The 15080-nt window shown below is 71.7% G+C and carries 12 protein-coding genes; 3 read left to right on the top strand and 9 right to left on the bottom strand.

The genetic code is table 11. The annotated features are described in order from the left end of the window. Nucleotides 1-71: 71 nt before the first annotated feature. From fabI to JOF36_RS34740, 7 genes are all read right to left on the bottom strand, one after another. A complete protein-coding gene (fabI, locus tag JOF36_RS34770; RefSeq protein WP_005456799.1) occupies nt 72-857 on the bottom strand; it encodes an enoyl-ACP reductase FabI in 786 nt (261 codons plus the stop codon). 239 nt (nt 858-1096) lie between these two features. After that, nucleotides 1097-2779 carry a dihydroxy-acid dehydratase gene (gene ilvD, locus JOF36_RS34765; protein ID WP_005456798.1) on the bottom strand — a complete coding sequence of 561 codons (1683 nt, stop codon included), beginning with the start codon at nt 2777-2779 and terminating at the stop codon, nt 1097-1099. Nucleotides 2780-2814: 35 nt separating this feature from the next. Beyond that, complete coding sequence (locus JOF36_RS34760) at nt 2815-4260, bottom strand: NADP-dependent isocitrate dehydrogenase (protein ID WP_005456797.1); 1446 nt, start codon at nt 4258-4260, stop codon at nt 2815-2817. A gap of 41 nt (nt 4261-4301) precedes the next feature. Next, nucleotides 4302-4901, bottom strand: a complete 600-nt coding sequence (locus tag JOF36_RS34755) for a hypothetical protein (RefSeq protein ID WP_005456790.1) — start codon at nt 4899-4901, stop codon at nt 4302-4304. 91 nt (nt 4902-4992) lie between these two features. After that, nucleotides 4993-7623, bottom strand: coding sequence for a DUF2309 domain-containing protein (locus tag JOF36_RS34750; protein ID WP_073577308.1), 2631 nt, complete (start codon nt 7621-7623; stop codon nt 4993-4995). 154 nt (nt 7624-7777) lie between these two features. Further along, on the bottom strand, nt 7778-9361 hold the full coding sequence (locus JOF36_RS34745) for a proton-conducting transporter transmembrane domain-containing protein (protein ID WP_005456783.1): 1584 nt from the start codon (nt 9359-9361) through the stop codon (nt 7778-7780). Beyond that, complete coding sequence (locus tag JOF36_RS34740; protein ID WP_005456782.1) at nt 9358-9816, bottom strand: hypothetical protein; 459 nt, start codon at nt 9814-9816, stop codon at nt 9358-9360. Before JOF36_RS34740 ends, JOF36_RS34745 begins: the two co-directional genes overlap by 4 nt. Nucleotides 9817-9942: 126 nt before the next feature. Between JOF36_RS34740 and JOF36_RS34735 the strand changes: the two genes are divergently transcribed. The 3 genes from JOF36_RS34735 to JOF36_RS34725 all read left to right on the top strand — a co-directional run bounded on the left by JOF36_RS34735 (nt 9943) and on the right by JOF36_RS34725 (nt 12572). After that, nucleotides 9943-10242, top strand: coding sequence for a helix-turn-helix transcriptional regulator (locus JOF36_RS34735; protein WP_005456781.1), 300 nt, complete (start codon nt 9943-9945; stop codon nt 10240-10242). After that, nucleotides 10242-11111, top strand: a complete 870-nt coding sequence (locus JOF36_RS34730; protein WP_005456780.1) for a DUF6671 family protein — start codon at nt 10242-10244, stop codon at nt 11109-11111. The genes JOF36_RS34735 and JOF36_RS34730 overlap by 1 nt, the downstream gene beginning before the upstream one ends. 72 nt (nt 11112-11183) lie before the next feature. Beyond that, nucleotides 11184-12572 carry a UDP-N-acetylmuramoyl-tripeptide--D-alanyl-D-alanine ligase gene (locus tag JOF36_RS34725; RefSeq protein ID WP_005456779.1) on the top strand — a complete coding sequence of 463 codons (1389 nt, stop codon included), beginning with the start codon at nt 11184-11186 and terminating at the stop codon, nt 12570-12572. Here JOF36_RS34725 and JOF36_RS34720 read toward each other — a convergent pair. Further along, the gene (locus JOF36_RS34720) at nt 12477-13610 is read right to left on the bottom strand and encodes an L-threonylcarbamoyladenylate synthase (RefSeq protein ID WP_236808252.1); all 1134 of its coding nucleotides are present in this window, start codon (nt 13608-13610) and stop codon (nt 12477-12479) included. The genes JOF36_RS34725 and JOF36_RS34720 overlap by 96 nt on opposite strands. A 134-nt stretch (nt 13611-13744) precedes the next feature. Continuing rightward, nucleotides 13745-15061: a bifunctional folylpolyglutamate synthase/dihydrofolate synthase gene (locus JOF36_RS34715; protein ID WP_005456777.1), complete on the bottom strand. Its 1317-nt coding sequence runs from the start codon at nt 15059-15061 to the stop codon at nt 13745-13747. Nucleotides 15062-15080 lie beyond the last annotated feature (19 nt).

Raw genomic sequence — 15080 nt, 5'->3', positions numbered from 1 at the left:
AGATCTTGCCCAGTCTGCGCCAGGGCACCTGCCCTGATCAGTGTGGAGGTGTTGGATGTCCTCGTGGCCCATCATGATCCCTGTTGGCGCAGGGGCGCGGCCATGGCGTGGTAGCCGCCGTCGACGTGGAGGATCTCGCCGGTGATAGCGCGGGCGAGGTCGGAGAACAGGAAGCAGACGGCGTCGGCCACCGGGGTCGAGTCGGCTGGGTCCCACCGCAAGGGCGAACGGGTTGCCCAGGCGTCGAGCAGGGCTTCGAAGCCGGGGATGCCGGTGGCCGCCCGGGTATGGATCGGCCCGGCCGCGACGAGGTTGACCCGGATTCCGGCAGGCCCGAGGTCGCGTGCGAGGTACCGGTTGAGCGACTCCAGTCCGGCTTTGCAGACGCCCATCCAGTTGTAGACCGGCCACGCGGCGCTGGCGTCGAAGTCGAGCCCGACCAGGCTGGCGCCGGAGGGTGGGGCGAGCCGGTTCACCGCCGCGGCGAGCGCGGCGAGGGATACGGTGCTGGTCTGGAACGCCAGTCCGATCCCTTCGGGGCGGGCGTTGAGTAGGGGGCCTTCCAGGGCGTCGGCGGGTGCGAAGGCGATGGCGTGCAGGGCGCCGTCGAGTCTCTCCCACCGCTCAGCGATCGTTGCGGTGAGCCGGGCGGTGTCGTGGGAGGCAGTGGCGTCGAAGGGGATGACGTCGATGTCGCCGGTGAGCTGCGCTGCCGCCGCACGGGCCCGATCGAGATCGCGGGGGAGCCCGGTGAGCAGCACCTCGGCGCCGAGTTGTTGGGCGCGGCGGGCGACGGCGAAGGCGATGCTGTCGGTGGTGACGACCCCGGTCACCAGGATGTGCTTGCCGTCCAACACAGTGCGGCTCCTTCGCGGGGGTTGGTGTGTGCGGCCCGGCAGGCGTGGGTCGTGACCGCTTGGTGGACGTCGATGGCCCGGCGGATGCAGGGTCCGGTCGTGGCGGTGATTCCTTCGACAGGGCGGTCGGCGCTGGCGGCACCGCCGATGCGCCCCGCAGGCCGTGCCGCCGGCACGGCGATGGGAGAAAAGCCGGATCGCTCGCGTGACATGATGGTGTTTGCGTCGGGTGGGGCTGCTCATCGTGGGGTGGCGCCGACGAGCGCCCCCTGCGAGGCGCAGCCGACGAGGCGGCTGTACTTGGCTAGGAAGCCGTTGCCGGTCGGGGCAGGGGGTGGGTGCCAGCGGTGACGGCGTCGTTCGAGTTCGGCAGGGTTGACGTCGAGATCGATGGTGCGTGCCGGGATGTCGATCATGATCGGGTCGCCGTCGGCGACCAGCGCCAGCGGCCCGCCGGCAGCGGCCTCGGGGGCGACGTGGCCGACGCAGAGGCCGGTGGTGGCGCCGGAGAAGCGGCCGTCAGTGACCAGCGCCACCTGGTCACCCAGGCCGGTGCCGCGGACAGCGGCGGTGACGGCGAGCATCTCCGGCATTCCCGGTCCGCCGCGTGGGCCTTCGTACCGGATCACGATCACCTCGCCTGCGGTGAGGCGACCGCCTGAGACGTAGCCCATGGCGGCGTCTTCGTTGTCGAAGACCCGGGCTGTGCCGTGGAAGCGGTCGACGGTCAGGCCGGCCATCTTGACCACCGCGCCGCTGGGGGCGAGTGCCCCGCGGAGGATGGCCAGGCCGCCGTCGGGGCGGAGCGGGTCATCTGGCGTTCGGAGGACCGTACCGTCGGGTTTCGGGGCTGCGAGTTCGGCGAGGTTCTCGGCCAGGGTGGCTCCGGTCACGGTCAGGCAGTCGCCGTGGAGCAGTCCGGCGTCCAGCAGCGCGGCGAGCACTGCGGGCACGCCACCGACCTGGTGCAGGTCGGCCATGACGTGGCGCCCACCGGGACGGAGATCGGCGATGTGGGGGGTGTGTCGGCTGATCCGGTCGAAGTCGTCGAGGGTCAGGCGGACGCCGGCTTCGTGGGCGATGGCGGGTAGGTGCAGCGCGGCGTTGGTCGACCCGCCCAGGGCCATGACCACGGTGATGGCGTTCTCGAAGGCTTCGCGGGTGAGGATGTCGCGTGGGCGGATCCCGGCGCGCAGGGCGGCGACGGCGGCCGCTCCGGTGTCGTGGGCGATGCCGGGGCGTGTGGGGTCGATGGCGGGGGCGGATGCCGAGCCGGGCAGTGCGATACCGAGGGCTTCGGCTTCGGCGGCGATCGTGTTGGCGGTGTACATGCCGGCGCACGATCCGGCTCCTGGGCACGCGGCGCGCTCCAGCTCGTCGAGGTCGTCGGTGCTGAGCAGGCCGCTTGCCTGCGCGCCGACGGCCTCGAACACGTCCTGGATCGTCACCGGCCGACCCTGCCAGCTCCCGGGGAGGGAGGAGCCGCCGTACAAGAACGCCGTGGGTACGTTGAGGCGTGCGGCGGCCATGAGCATCCCGGGAAGGCTCTTGTCGCAGCCGGCGATGGTGACCATCGCGTCGAGTTGTTCGGCCTCCATGACACACTCGACCGAGTCTGCGATGAGGTCCCGGCTGGGAAGGGACGCGCGCATGCCGCGGTGCCCCATGGCGATCCCATCGGACATGGCGATGGTCGAGAACCGCATCGCCACCCCGCCCGCCTTCCTGACCCCGTCGGCCGTCGCGCCTGCCAGGCGGTCCAGGGCGATGTTGCAGGGTGTGAGGTCGTTGGCGGCCGCGGCCACACCGATCTGCGGCCGGGTGAAGTCCTCGTCGGCGAACCCGACTGCCCGCAGCATCGCCCGGGCCGGTGCTCGGGTGACGCCGTCGGTGACGATTCGGCTACGGTGACGCGGGTCCATGTCTTCTCCCGGCTTCGCTTGGTCAGCTCGGCCCTTCATTGGCCCTGGCCTCGGGTGAATGCGGGTTCGCCGTCGAAGGCGTAGAGTCCTTCGGTCTTGATCGGTTCGATGCCGTGCTCGACCATGCGGGCCTGGAGGGCGACGACCTCGGCGGCGGTGGTGGTCCCGCGCGGGTCGAGGAAGCGGCATCGCCAGTGGTCGGTGAGCAGGGTCTCGGGCGCGCCGCCTGGCCAGACCTTCTGTCCCCGGTTGGAGATCATGTCAAGGTGCAGGGGTGCGGCGAACGGACGAAGCTTGGCGGCGAGTTCGTCTGGGGTGGTGTCTGGGCTGTGGACGAACACGTCGACGCCGAGCTGGGTCTTGGCGGCAGCGGATCGGCCCGCGAGCTTGACGGTGATCGGCCTGTGCTGGGCGTAGTGCGTTGCCGGCAGCCGGGTGGGTTCTTGGCCGAGACGGTCGATGACCGATGCCGCGAACGCCGTGGTGCCGACCTTGGAGGTGCTGGTATCGGGCTCGTAGATGTCGTAGGTGTGGATGCCGTCTTCGATGGTCCGCAGCCAGGCGTTGTGGACTCGGCTCGCGACGTCGGCTTGTCCGATGTGGACCAGCATCTGTACCGCGGCCAGCAGCAGCCCTGAAGGATTCGCAACGTCTTGGCCGGCTCGCCGGGGGGCGGATCCGTGGATGGCTTCGAACATGGCGACTCGCTCGCCGATGTTCGCGCTTCCGGCGAGGCCGACAGATCCGGCGATCTGGGCGGCGACGTCGGAGAGGATGTCGCCGTAGAGGTTCGGCAGGACGACGACGTCGAACGCCTCGGGGGTGTCGGCGAGCTTGGCCGCACCGATGTCGACGATCCAATGCTCTGCCTGGATATCGGGGTAGTCGGCGGCGACCTCGTCGAACACCCGGTGGAACAGGCCGTCGGTCATCTTCATGATGTTGTCCTTGGTGAACGCTGTCACCTTGGTTCGCCGATAGGCTGTGGCGTACTCGAAGGCGTAGCGAATTACCCGCTCGCATCCCTGCCGGGAGATGAGCTTGAGGCACTGCACGACCTCGTCGGTCTGGCGGTGCTCGATGCCGGCGTAGAGGTCCTCTTCGTTCTCCCGAACGATGACGACGTCCATGCCAGGGTGCTTGGTGGCGACGAACGGTGCGTAGGCGACGCATGGCCGGACGTTGGCATAGAGACCGAACGTCTTGCGCACGGTGACGTTGAGGCTCTTGAACCCTCCGCCTTGCGGGGTGGTGATGGGCGCCTTGAGGAACACACCCGTGCGGCGGATCGACTCGAGCGCCTCGGGAGTGACGCCGGCGGGGTTGCCAGCCTGATAGACCGACTCTCCGATGGTGATCGTGTCGATGTCAAGGGCCGCGCCTGCGGCGTTGAGCACCGAAAGGGTGGCTTCCATGATTTCCGGACCGATTCCGTCTCCGTGGGCGACGGTGATCGGTGCGGATGTGGAATGCGTGGTCATGCTGCTCCTGAGACCGAGGACGTGACGGGACGCTGGATGGGCTAGGGGCGAGTCGTGGCGGTGCCGCGTGCGAGCCGGCATCCGGCGCTGGTCGTGCCGCACGGTCCACTGATGCCCTGCTCTGGGTCATCGATGTACCAGTGGGTCGCGACCAGGCGCGGGTAGCGGCTGCCGAGTTCGGTCAGGGTGGCGTGGACGGTGTCGCGGGAGTCGGTGTGCGCGAAGACCGGAAAGAACGCTCCCGGCAGGCTCGCTGCGGGCGCCGCGCCTTGCACCAGGACATCGAGGATCAGGCGCCGTCGCTGGTGGGGGTTGTGTGCCTCGCGCAGGGCGGAACCGTCCAGCCAGCACAGCGACCACAGCCCGGACACCGAGGAGGAGGTCCGGATCCCCACCGGCACTGCTGGCGGGCGCCCTTCCGTGGGGTCCCCGACGGCGCATCCGCAGGTCTGCACATGCTCGCCGCACGGGAACAACGTGGGCAGGTCCGCGTCAAGCTCGCGGCGGATCCAAATCCCGAGCAGGGCGTCCCGCTGAGCTGGATCGCCGCCGTAGCGCCGGTGGTGGACCAGGTAGTCGCTCGCCTGCTCGACGGCGACCTCGGCGTGGTCCACACTTGAGATCAGTAGAAGCGCGCTCATCGGGTACCTCTCTTTCCAAGCGGCTCTGTTACGTGGGGAGTTAGGACAGGTCGTTCCGGGTGGGACGCCGCCATCGGGTGGTGTGGAGCGGTCACGGGAGCGCCTGCCGGGATGTCGGTGCTGGCGTGTCGGTGCTGGGGTGCCAGGGCTGCCACCCGGTGGGGGTGTAGCGGTGCCACGGGTCGTCGGGCTGTTCCCGTGCGGCGAGTCCAATCCAGTCGTGGCTGAACATGTGGTGCAGCATTGTGTGGCGGGCGATGAGGGTGTCCAGCCTGGGCAGGGGTGCCTGCACGATGGCGAGCAGGCGTTGCGGTTCATGTCGGGCGTGGTGGCCGTCGGTGAGGGACTGCCAGGGCAGGCCGGGCTGGAGGTCACTGGTGTGGCCGGTCATGACGCCCAGGCCCCCACCGGTGACGTTGTGCAGGGTTTTGCTGCCGGCGCCGAAGGACTGCGGGTCGACGGTGGCGAAGTAGTACTGGCTGTTGATCCAGTGTGCGACGACGAGCGGCGCGGTGAGGATTGTTTCCAGGACGGTGCCGGTCGGGTCGAGGTCGGGATCGTAGTCGTGGAGGAACACGCGGCTGTGCAGGTCGATGCCGCGGGTGAGGGCGCGGGGCGCGATGAGGAAGGCGGCGTTGTCGGCGAGACCCCATTCCGGGAAGACCTGGGCCCAGTCACGGGCCCGGGCGCGGGTGTGGCGCGCCGCGTGCCGCGGGCGGGGCCGGGTGGGTGCGCCCGGCAGGATGGCGCAGCGTTCGGCGGCCAGCCGGGTGCCGGCCGTGCGGAGGTCGGCGGTGAGTCTGTCAGCGTCGCGGCGGTGGGTGGCGGGCAGGAGGTGGGTGTCCAGCAGGCGTACGGTGTCGGTGGTGGTGTCGTGTTCGGCCGGGACGAACCAGGTGTCGTCGGGAACGGTGATGCCGCGGTCGGCCAGGTGACGGCGGACCTGCGGATCGTTGAGCAGGGCGGCGGCCGTGCGGGCGTTGGGACCTCCGGGATGTCCCCCGCAGGCGCCGCAGTCCAGCGCGGCCTGGTAGGGGTTGTTGTCGGTGTGGGCGCGGTGCCCGCAGAACACGACCAGCCGCGCGAACCCGCGGGTCAGGCCCATCAACGTCAGGATGGTTTCGGCGGTCGCGGCACGCTCCTCGGGGGTGAGCGCCTCGGCGATGGAGATCTCGGTCTGCGGCTCGGGCGTGATGCGGCGGGCCCACCACGCGCCTGTGGCGCCGGCGGCACGGGGAGTGAAGGTCTTGGCCGCGGCCAGCGGCCCGGCCAGCCAGCCGGCGGCTTCGGCGAGGGCGAACGGCGCCAGCAGGTCGTCCTTGGCGGCGTGCAGGGAGTGCTCGGCGGCGGCGAGCACCCTGCGGCCGGCCAGTGACCGCTCGGCCGCGCGCCGCCGACCAGGGGCGGGGTGCTCGGTGAGGGTGTGGCGAGGCGTGATCGGGCCGGGACACTGGGTGCGAGCGGCACCCCCGGCGAGGTCGCGGTAGCGCATGGCGACGGCGAAGAAACCGGCGAAGCCCAGGGTCTGGTAGCTGCCGAGGACCTCCAGGTGGCGGCGCAGTCCTTCGGAGCGGGGATCGATGCAGCACACCACCTGCGCCCGCGGTGGGGCTTCGGGCAGTTCGGGCTGGGGCCGGCCGAGGATGCGCAGCAGCAGCCGGCTCCGGTAGTGGTCCTCGTAGGCGTCCAGCCAGACCAGCGCCCGCTGCTGGATCGGCAGCTGGTCGAGCAGCTCCACCAGCTCGCTCCGTTGGGCGGCATCGGTGTCGGTGACTTCCAGCGCTCCCAACAGGTGGTAGGCCCGGTCGTGCGGGTCGACGGTGGCCTGCCGGGTGTCGAACCGGCTCGCGGAGGCCCAGGACCACGCTGTGCCGGGAGCGTGGGAGCCGGCGAGCGCGGCGGCTTCGACGGCCAACCGCAACGCGAGGTAGTCGACGAGGTCGATGCCGCTGTCGGGCCGCTCGCCGCGCCACCGGACGTGGGCGGCGAAGCCGGGCAAGCAGGCCAGGTGGGCCTGCAGGTAGCGGGTCCGCTGGTCGTCCGGGACACCGAGCGCGGCCAGCGCGTCCAGGATGGTGTGCTCGGCGCGTTCGGGCAGGTGCCGCAGCCGCGCCCGCACCGGCCGCGGCAAGGTTCCGTCATGGGCGGCCAGCGCCCGCCACGCCGAGTAGAAGCCGCGGTCACGACCCGGCATCCGCCAGGTGGACTGGCCTTCGTCCAGGTAGGCCGCGCACCACTGGATCGTGTGGGTGTTGAGCAGGGCGGCCACCTCCGGGGCCAGTGCTTCGGCCGCGGTGCGTGCCTGACGGCGCGGCGGTGGACACGCGATGCCCTGGTGCAGATCGGCCACCAGCAGGTCGACCGGGTCGTAGGCGCGGTTGCCGAGAGTGAGCGGGCCCCGCTGTAGCGCCGTGGGGTGGCGGCGGGCCAGCGCGGCGCGCAGGTCGTCGTCGGTGATCCGGCCGCGCTGCCAGGCGGCACGTAGCCAGGTCTCGTCTGGGGTGACTCGTGCTCCGAGCAGATCCGCGGCGGTGGTGGCCGCGTCGGCGAACGGGCGGTCCAGCAGGCCGGACAACGGGTTGACCGCGATGAAGTCCGCCAATGGCCAGGTCGGAGCCAGGAATCCGGCCGCGTCGGCGATCTCGGCGCGCACTGCCGCCTGCTGTGTGGCGACGTCAGAGACGGCATCGGGGGCGAGGTTGGTGGCGGGGCCGGTGGTCATGAGTGTGAACCCTCCTGCGCGAGCACGACGCGACAAGTGGCGGAACGTGCGACCGTGGAGAACAGGGGAAGCCACGCGTGCGGGACAGCCGGTGACTCACCTGTCATGGCGGCGACCCGCTTGCGCGGGATGCCGTCGAGCGCGTGGGGGCGAGTCACGCCCGAGCTCCTTCCAGTTGGGGAACCGGCCGCGGACGCGGTGTCGGTACCAGCCGTGGCGGGTGACCCCAGGCGGCGGTGTACGTGCGCTGCTGCCCGGCGGACAACGCCGCCACGTACAGCCGGTCGCGCCACCGGCCCAGACCGACCGCGGGTGCCAGGTGGAGCAGCAGCGCACCGGCCGCCAGCACCGCCACCACGGTCGCGAGAACCCAGGCCGAGACAGCGGCGGGCCCGCTTGCGGGCAGGCTCGGGGCCAGGAGCTCGGTGACCGCGCCCACCAGGGCCAGGTACCCGATCGCCACGCCCGGCAGCACGATCACCACCGTGACCAGCGCGCCGCCGGTCGGGTGACGACGCAGCCAGCCCCACGCCAGCCGCGCGGCGGTGGCCACGGCGAAGAGCGACAACGCGACGCCGCCGGCATGAAGGGGTAGCAACCAGGCCGCCACCCCGACCGCCGCGACGGCGGCGACCCCGGCGAGGACAGCGACCTGCGCTGCGCGGGCAGGAGCCAACCGAGGCGCGGGAGGAGCCGCAGTGTGGCCAGCGTGCCGCTGCACGGCCGACCCCGAGCCGAGGAACAGGGTGGCTTTGAACAGCCCGTGCGCCACCAGGTGCACCACCGTCGCGGCGTAGAGGCCGAGCCCGCAGGTCATGAGCATGAACCCCATCTGCCCGATCGTGGAGTGCACCAGCGCCCCTTTGATGTCGGGGCGGGTCAGCATGATCGCGGTGGCGGCCACGACGCTGGCGGCTCCGATGGCGAACGCCAGGTGTGTCGCCACCGGCGCGGCACCGACGATCGGCGACAGCTTCACCAGCAGCACCCCGCCGGCGTTGACCACGCCGGCGTGCAGCAGAGCCGAAACCGGGGTCGGTGCCGCCAGGGTCGCCGGCAGCCATCGGTGCCAGGGCAGCTGCGCGCACCGCACGGCCGCGGCGACCACCAGCGAACAGGCCACCACCGTGCCCACCGCACCGCCGAGGGCCGCGTCGCCCTGGTGGCGCAGGTCGAGATCCCCCCAGACCGTGACCGCGAGGACAACCCCAGTCCACAACGCGGCGTCCCCGGCGACGACGGCACGGGTGGTGCGCCGTGCGGCATCGACGGCCGAGGGCGCCGGCCGATACATCCCCACCAGACGGCACAAGATCACCCCGGTCAGCGTCCACGCCACCGCCAGGGTGACGAGAGTCGCCGCGGTCACCATCACCGTGGTCGCGGCGGTCAGCGCCCCCGCCGCGACAGCGAAGCGGGCCGCGGCCGGATCGCCGTGCAGGTAGCGGCGGGCGAACGCCTGGACCACGGCGCTGACCGTGCACACCAGCAGCAGAACGATCGCCCCGACGTGGTCGACCACCAGCCCGGTCCAGGCTCGCCCGTCCGGGTTGGCCAGCACCATCGCCACCGGCCCGCCGACTACCACCGTCACGGCCAGCGTCCCCGCCAGCGCGGTGGCCACCAGCGCCGCACCCGCACCCAACGCGGGCGCCAAGCTCCGTAGCCGCCGGATCGACCCGGCCATGGCCGCAACAGCGGGAAGGGCCACCAAAACGAGCAGCGTCACCCCTGTCACGCCGTCGTACCTTCCTGACCCGCGCGCGCCGCCGCGCCGCGCGTCGCCGGGGCTCCGGCGAGGTCGGTGGCGCGCGGCTCAGCACCGGTGCCCGCAGCGGGCTCGGGCGGCGAACCGAGGTGTTCCAGGCAATGCGGAGGCAACGCACGCCCGTCGAAACCCCCGATCCGCACCCGGACGAACTCGTCGTGGACCACGCAGTACAGCGACCGCCCCCGTTCCAGCTCCCGGGCGATGTAGGCACCCACGCTCTGCGCGGCCCCCCGCCGCACGCCCGGCGGGCTGGTGTCGATCACCACGTCCGGCGGCGGCGAGGCCCACCGGTGCGCCCAGCGCCGCGCCACCTCATCGGCCGCGCGCTCGCCGGTCAGTACGCCCGCCATCTCGGCGTCGACCACCGCGCCCACCTCCCGCAGCAGGTTCTCCCACGGGAGCGCCATCTCCTCGTCGCCCATGACACCCACCTCCCAAGCTCGCTACCAATGACCTGTGTTCTAATACGCGATATGAATCATACGACATTGATGACGCGCTTTGGCAAGCGTGACATGCGTTACCCCCGACGAGGTACAGTTGCGGCCATGCAGGAGTGGACGTTCTTGACCAATCACGCCCACGTACTGCTGTGCGTGGTGCGGGATCCACAAGTTCGGTTGCGGGATGTGGCCGAGGTGGTGGGCATCACCGAGCGGGCGGCGCAGCGCATCGTGGCCGACCTCGTCGAGGCGGGCTACCTGGAACGCACCAGGGAGGGGCGGCGCAACCGGTACCGGTTGCATCCGGATTTGCCGCTGCGGCACCCGATGGACCGTGACACCGCCATCGGGCAGCTCGTGGCCCTGCTCACCGGCATCGACGCCCGATCCGGCAACCTCGTGTAATGCTCGCCGTGCACCCCTACGCGGGCGCACCGGTCGCGATGGCCACCCGACACGGCAAGCAGCGAGCCCTCGCTGCCGCCCTGGCGCGGATCCCCGGCATGCGGCTTGTGCTCGCCCACGATGTGGACACCGATCAGCTCGGCACCTTCACCGGTGAGATCCCCCGCGCCGGGTCGGCGGCCGAGACCGCGGTCCGCAAGGCGCGCCTCGCGATCGAGTCGACCGGCCTCGGACTCGCCGTGGCCAGCGAAGGCTCCTTCGGCCCGCACCCGGTCGCGCCAATGCTGAGCGCCGGCCAGGAGATCCTCGCCTTCCTCGACACGGTGCGGGACGTCTGCATCCTGGAGCGCCGAACCACACCGACGAACTTCAGCCACACCACGACCCGCCGCCTCGACGAGGAAACCGACGCCTACCTGGCGCGCGTCGGTTTCGGTGCCCACGCGGTCATCGTCCGTCCCCACAGCCCCGCCGACGTGCGGGCTCCAGGCCCCATCTGCAAGGGCATCCAGACCCGTGCCGACCTCGATGCGGCGATCAGCCGGTGCACCGCGCACTCCACCGATGGCCTGGCGCGACTGGAGACCGACATGCGCGCGCACGTCAACCCCACCCGCATGCGGGAGATCAGCGTGCTCGCCCACCAACTCGCCTCGCGTCTGGCCACCCTGTGCCCGGCCTGCGGCACCCCCGGATTCGGCCCGGTGGACCGCGAACCTGGTCTGCCCTGCGGCACGTGTGGCGAGCCCACCCGCCTGACCCTGGCAACGATCCACGGGTGTGCCCGCTGCCCGCACCGCGGCCGCCACCCTCGCGATGACGGCCAACGACGTGCCGATCCCACGTTCTGCGAATGCTGCAACCCGTAACCCCCGGACACCACCCCCGCAGACCCACCCGGCCGGCCCCAGCCACTGCACGTCCGAAGGAGCGTCACCACGATGATCCCCCTGACCGCCGCCGCGATCGCCGCGGCCACCGACGGTCACCTCGTCCCGGGGACCGACCCGTCGCTGCTGGTGACCGCACCCGCCAGCATCGACTCCCGCCAGGTCCACCCCGGCGGCGTGTTCGCCGCCCTCCCCGGCCGGCGCACCGACGGGCACTACCATGCATCAGCGGCCCTCGCCGCGGGAGCCGCCCTGGTGCTGGCCGCACGCCCGGTGCCCGCCCCTGCCGTCCAGGTCACCGACGTGACCCGCGCGCTCGGCGACCTGGCTCGCCACGTGGCAGACCGACTGCCGGCCACCGTGATCGGCATCACCGGGTCGAACGGCAAGACCACGACCAAAGATCTCGCCACCCAGGTCCTGGCACACCACGGCCCGGTCGCCGCCACAGACCGCTCCTTCAACAACGAGCTCGGTTTTCCCCTCACTGTCCTGCGCGCCACCCCCGACACCCGCTACCTCATCCTGGAAATGGGCGCCCGGGGCCGTGGACACCTCAGCTACCTGTGCGGCCTGGTCACCCCCCACGTCGGGGTCGTGCTCAACGTCGGCACCGCCCACCTCGGTCAATACCCCGACGGGCAAACCGGGATCGCCGCGGCCAAAAGCGAACTACTGACCGGGCTCCCCTCTGCAGACCACGGTGGGCTGGCCATCCTCAACGCCGACGATCCGCTCGTCGCCGCGATGGCCCCGCTCACCCCCGCCCGCACCCGCTGGTGGAGCCAGCGCCCCCACCCCAACGGCGTATACGCCCGAGATGTGCACGTCACGCCGCGCGGCCGGGCGTGCTTCACCCTGCACACTCCCGAGGGCACGGCACCCGTCACGCTCCGCCTGACCGGCCGGCACCACGTCGGCAACGCCCTCGCCGTCGCCGCCCTCGCCCTCGGCCTCGGCCTTGACCACCACACCATCGCCGATGCCCTGAGCGCCGCTGAACCCGCCAGCGGCGGGCGCATGCAAACCATCGTGCGGGGCGACGGGGTCACGCTCCTCCACGACGCCTACAACGCCAACCCCGACTCCATGGCCGCCGCGCTGACCACCCTGAGCACCATGTCCGCCCGCCGCCGGATCGCCGTCCTCGGCGAGATGGCCGACCTCGGCGACCACGCCGCTGGCGCCCACCACCACCTCGGCGTGCTCGCCGCACGCGCCGGCCTCGACGTCCTGATCACCATCGGCACCCGGACCGCGCCTCTGATCGCCGACGCGGCCGACACCGAGCACAGCACCCTCGACATCATCGCCGTTCCCGACAGCCAGGCCGCCCACGACGTGCTAAGTCGAATCCTTCGTCCCGACGATCTCGTCCTGATCAAAGCATCCCGCGCCGCCCACCTCGAACACCTCGTCGCCGCGCTCAGCAACCGCTGAGCAGCCCGGAGTCGCGGCCGTCTGGCTGCGCGACCCGGCCGCTCGGCGGAGCCGATCCGCGATCGCCAATCCGAGCCCGTCCGGGGTAGGAACCGAGGCCACCACGACCTCGCACTCATGCCGGTCGAAGTCACGGAGGAACTCGAAAAGCCGCCGCGCGTACCGCGCACCCGAGTCCGGCACCGCGATAACGCGCTGCCCGGCACACGCACCGGCACCGCCCGCGAACTCGGGCGGCAGCAGGACGCCGACGCGCCGGCCCTGCGCTGCCAGGTACTCGGCGTGGCCGATCACCTGGCCCGGCTCGACCAGGACAACCCGTGCCCTCGGCGCGTAGTGCGACGGATGCTGGCCCGGAACGCGTACGGCACTCCTCGCCCGCACCGGCACGGAGCAACCCAGTGCGCGCTCAAGATCCTCTCGTGTCACGCCGCCTGGGCGCAGTATCGCAGGTGCGCCGGTGAGGTCGACGATCGTGGACTCGACACCCACCGCACAGGGGCCGCCGTCCAGCACGTAGTCGACGTCGGCGCCCAACCCGTCGCCAACATGAGCAGCCGCCGTGGGACTGACCGAGCCGAAACGGTTGGCCGATGGCGCCGCCACACCGCCACCGAACGCCGTGAGCAGCGCGCGGGCGACCGGATGGTCGGGCACCCGCAGCGCGACCGTCTCCAGACCGCCGGTGACCGCGCGGGGAACACGGCGGCCCCGACGAAGAACCAGGGTCACCGGGCCAGGCCAGAAACGGTCAGCGACGCGGCGCGCCGCGTCGGGCACCTCCGCGACCCAGTCGGGGAGCTGACGCGCCCCGCTGAGGTGCACGATCAGCGGGTGCGTCGAGGGCCGCCCCTTCACGGCGAAGACACGCTCCACCGCGTCGACGTTCTCCGCGTCCGCGCCGAGCCCGTACACGGTCTCGGTCGGGAACGCGACCAGCCCACCCGCGCGCAGGGTGCCAGCAGCGCGTTCCACATCGAGTCCCACGCGCTCAGGCGCGATGCCTGGTTGATCCGACATCACCCGTTCACCCCTCACCACTGCAGTCTGACACACCACCGGCTCGCGCGATCACCGTTGCCCCCGCGCCGCCGGACCCATTTCGAGACCGGATCTCGTACCCTCTCTTCCCGATCAGCACGCGCGGCGCTCAGCCCGGGCAGCACGGGTGGTCACGTCACCAGCGCTCGCACGACGGGCAGCGCCTCGCCGATCACATAGAGCGACCCGGTAACTACCGTGAGCGTGCTATCATTCGCCGCCGCCGCGCGGCGCACCGCATCACCCACATCCGCCTCGACCGCGACCGATCCTGCGCCCACCGCCCGCGCGGCGGCGGCGAGCCTGGCGAGCGGCACCGCTCGCGGTGTCCGGGGCGAGGTGCAGATCACCCAGTCACCAGCCCCGACCCCCAGGGCACTCAGAAACGCCTCCGGCGCGCGGGTCCCGGTCATACCGACCACCACGGTGCGGGAGACGCCGTCGAACCGCTCCCGCAGCGCCCGTGCCAGCGCGGTGGCCGCTTCCTCGTTGTGGGCGCCGTCCATCAGCACAGGGCCGGGGGTGTGGACAAGCTCAAAGCGGCCCGAAGCCCGCAGCGCCCCGCAGACCGCCCGCACCACCTGGTCGGCCACCGGCCGGGCCAGCCACACCTCGGCGGCGGCCAACGCCGTCGCCGCGTTCGCCGCCTGCCACGGTGCCAGCAGACGCAGGAAAACGTCGTCATAAGTCGCCCCGGGCGTGAACAGCGACACCGTCCGGCCATCCGCGACCGGCGCGTCGGCGGCCACGCCGAAGTCACGATCCACGGTCACCACGCGCGAGGGGCGGCGGCCCAGGAACGGCGGGTGCATGGCCGGGTCCGCTTCGGCTAGCACCACGGTCGCGCCCTCAGGAACCGCGCCAGCCTCAGCCACGGCGTTGTCCCACCGCGTGTCACCGAAGTACTCGACGTGGTCGACGCCCACCGACGTGACCACCACCAGGCCGGCGCCGAGCGCGGCGGTCGCGTCGCCGCTGCCACCCAGACCGGTCTCGACCACCGCGACATCAACACGTTGGTCGGCGAACCAGCCCACCGCGGCCGCGGTCATCAATTCGAACCAACTGGGCCGCCCCAGCTCTGACGCGGTGCGCTCGTCCGCCACCAGCGGGTCGAGCACCGCCGCCAACTCGTCGTCGGTGATCGTGACACCATCGATGGTGATCCGCTCCTGCGGCCGGTGCAGATGAGGACTGGTGTACAACCCGACCCGCAGTCCACTGCCCGCCAGCACCGCGGCCAGGATCCGGGCGGTCGTGCTCTTGCCGTTGGTGCCGGCCACCAGGATCACCGGCACCCGCTGCTCGGGCCGGCCGAGCGTGCGCAGCAGCCGCTCGATGACCACGGTCGTCGGGGCCTGCGACACCACCCCACCAGCAGCGACCCCCACCCCCCGCTCATGGTCGACGTGACCGTCCAGCCACTGCCATACCCCGGCGCGCCTCACGCCACCGATCCTAGATCCA

The sequence above is a fragment of the Pseudonocardia parietis genome (assembly GCF_017876315.1).
GTDB lineage: Bacteria > Actinomycetota > Actinomycetes > Mycobacteriales > Pseudonocardiaceae > Pseudonocardia > Pseudonocardia parietis.
Note: the sequence above shows the minus strand (reverse complement) of the source record. Positions and strands in the feature narration are given on the sequence as shown.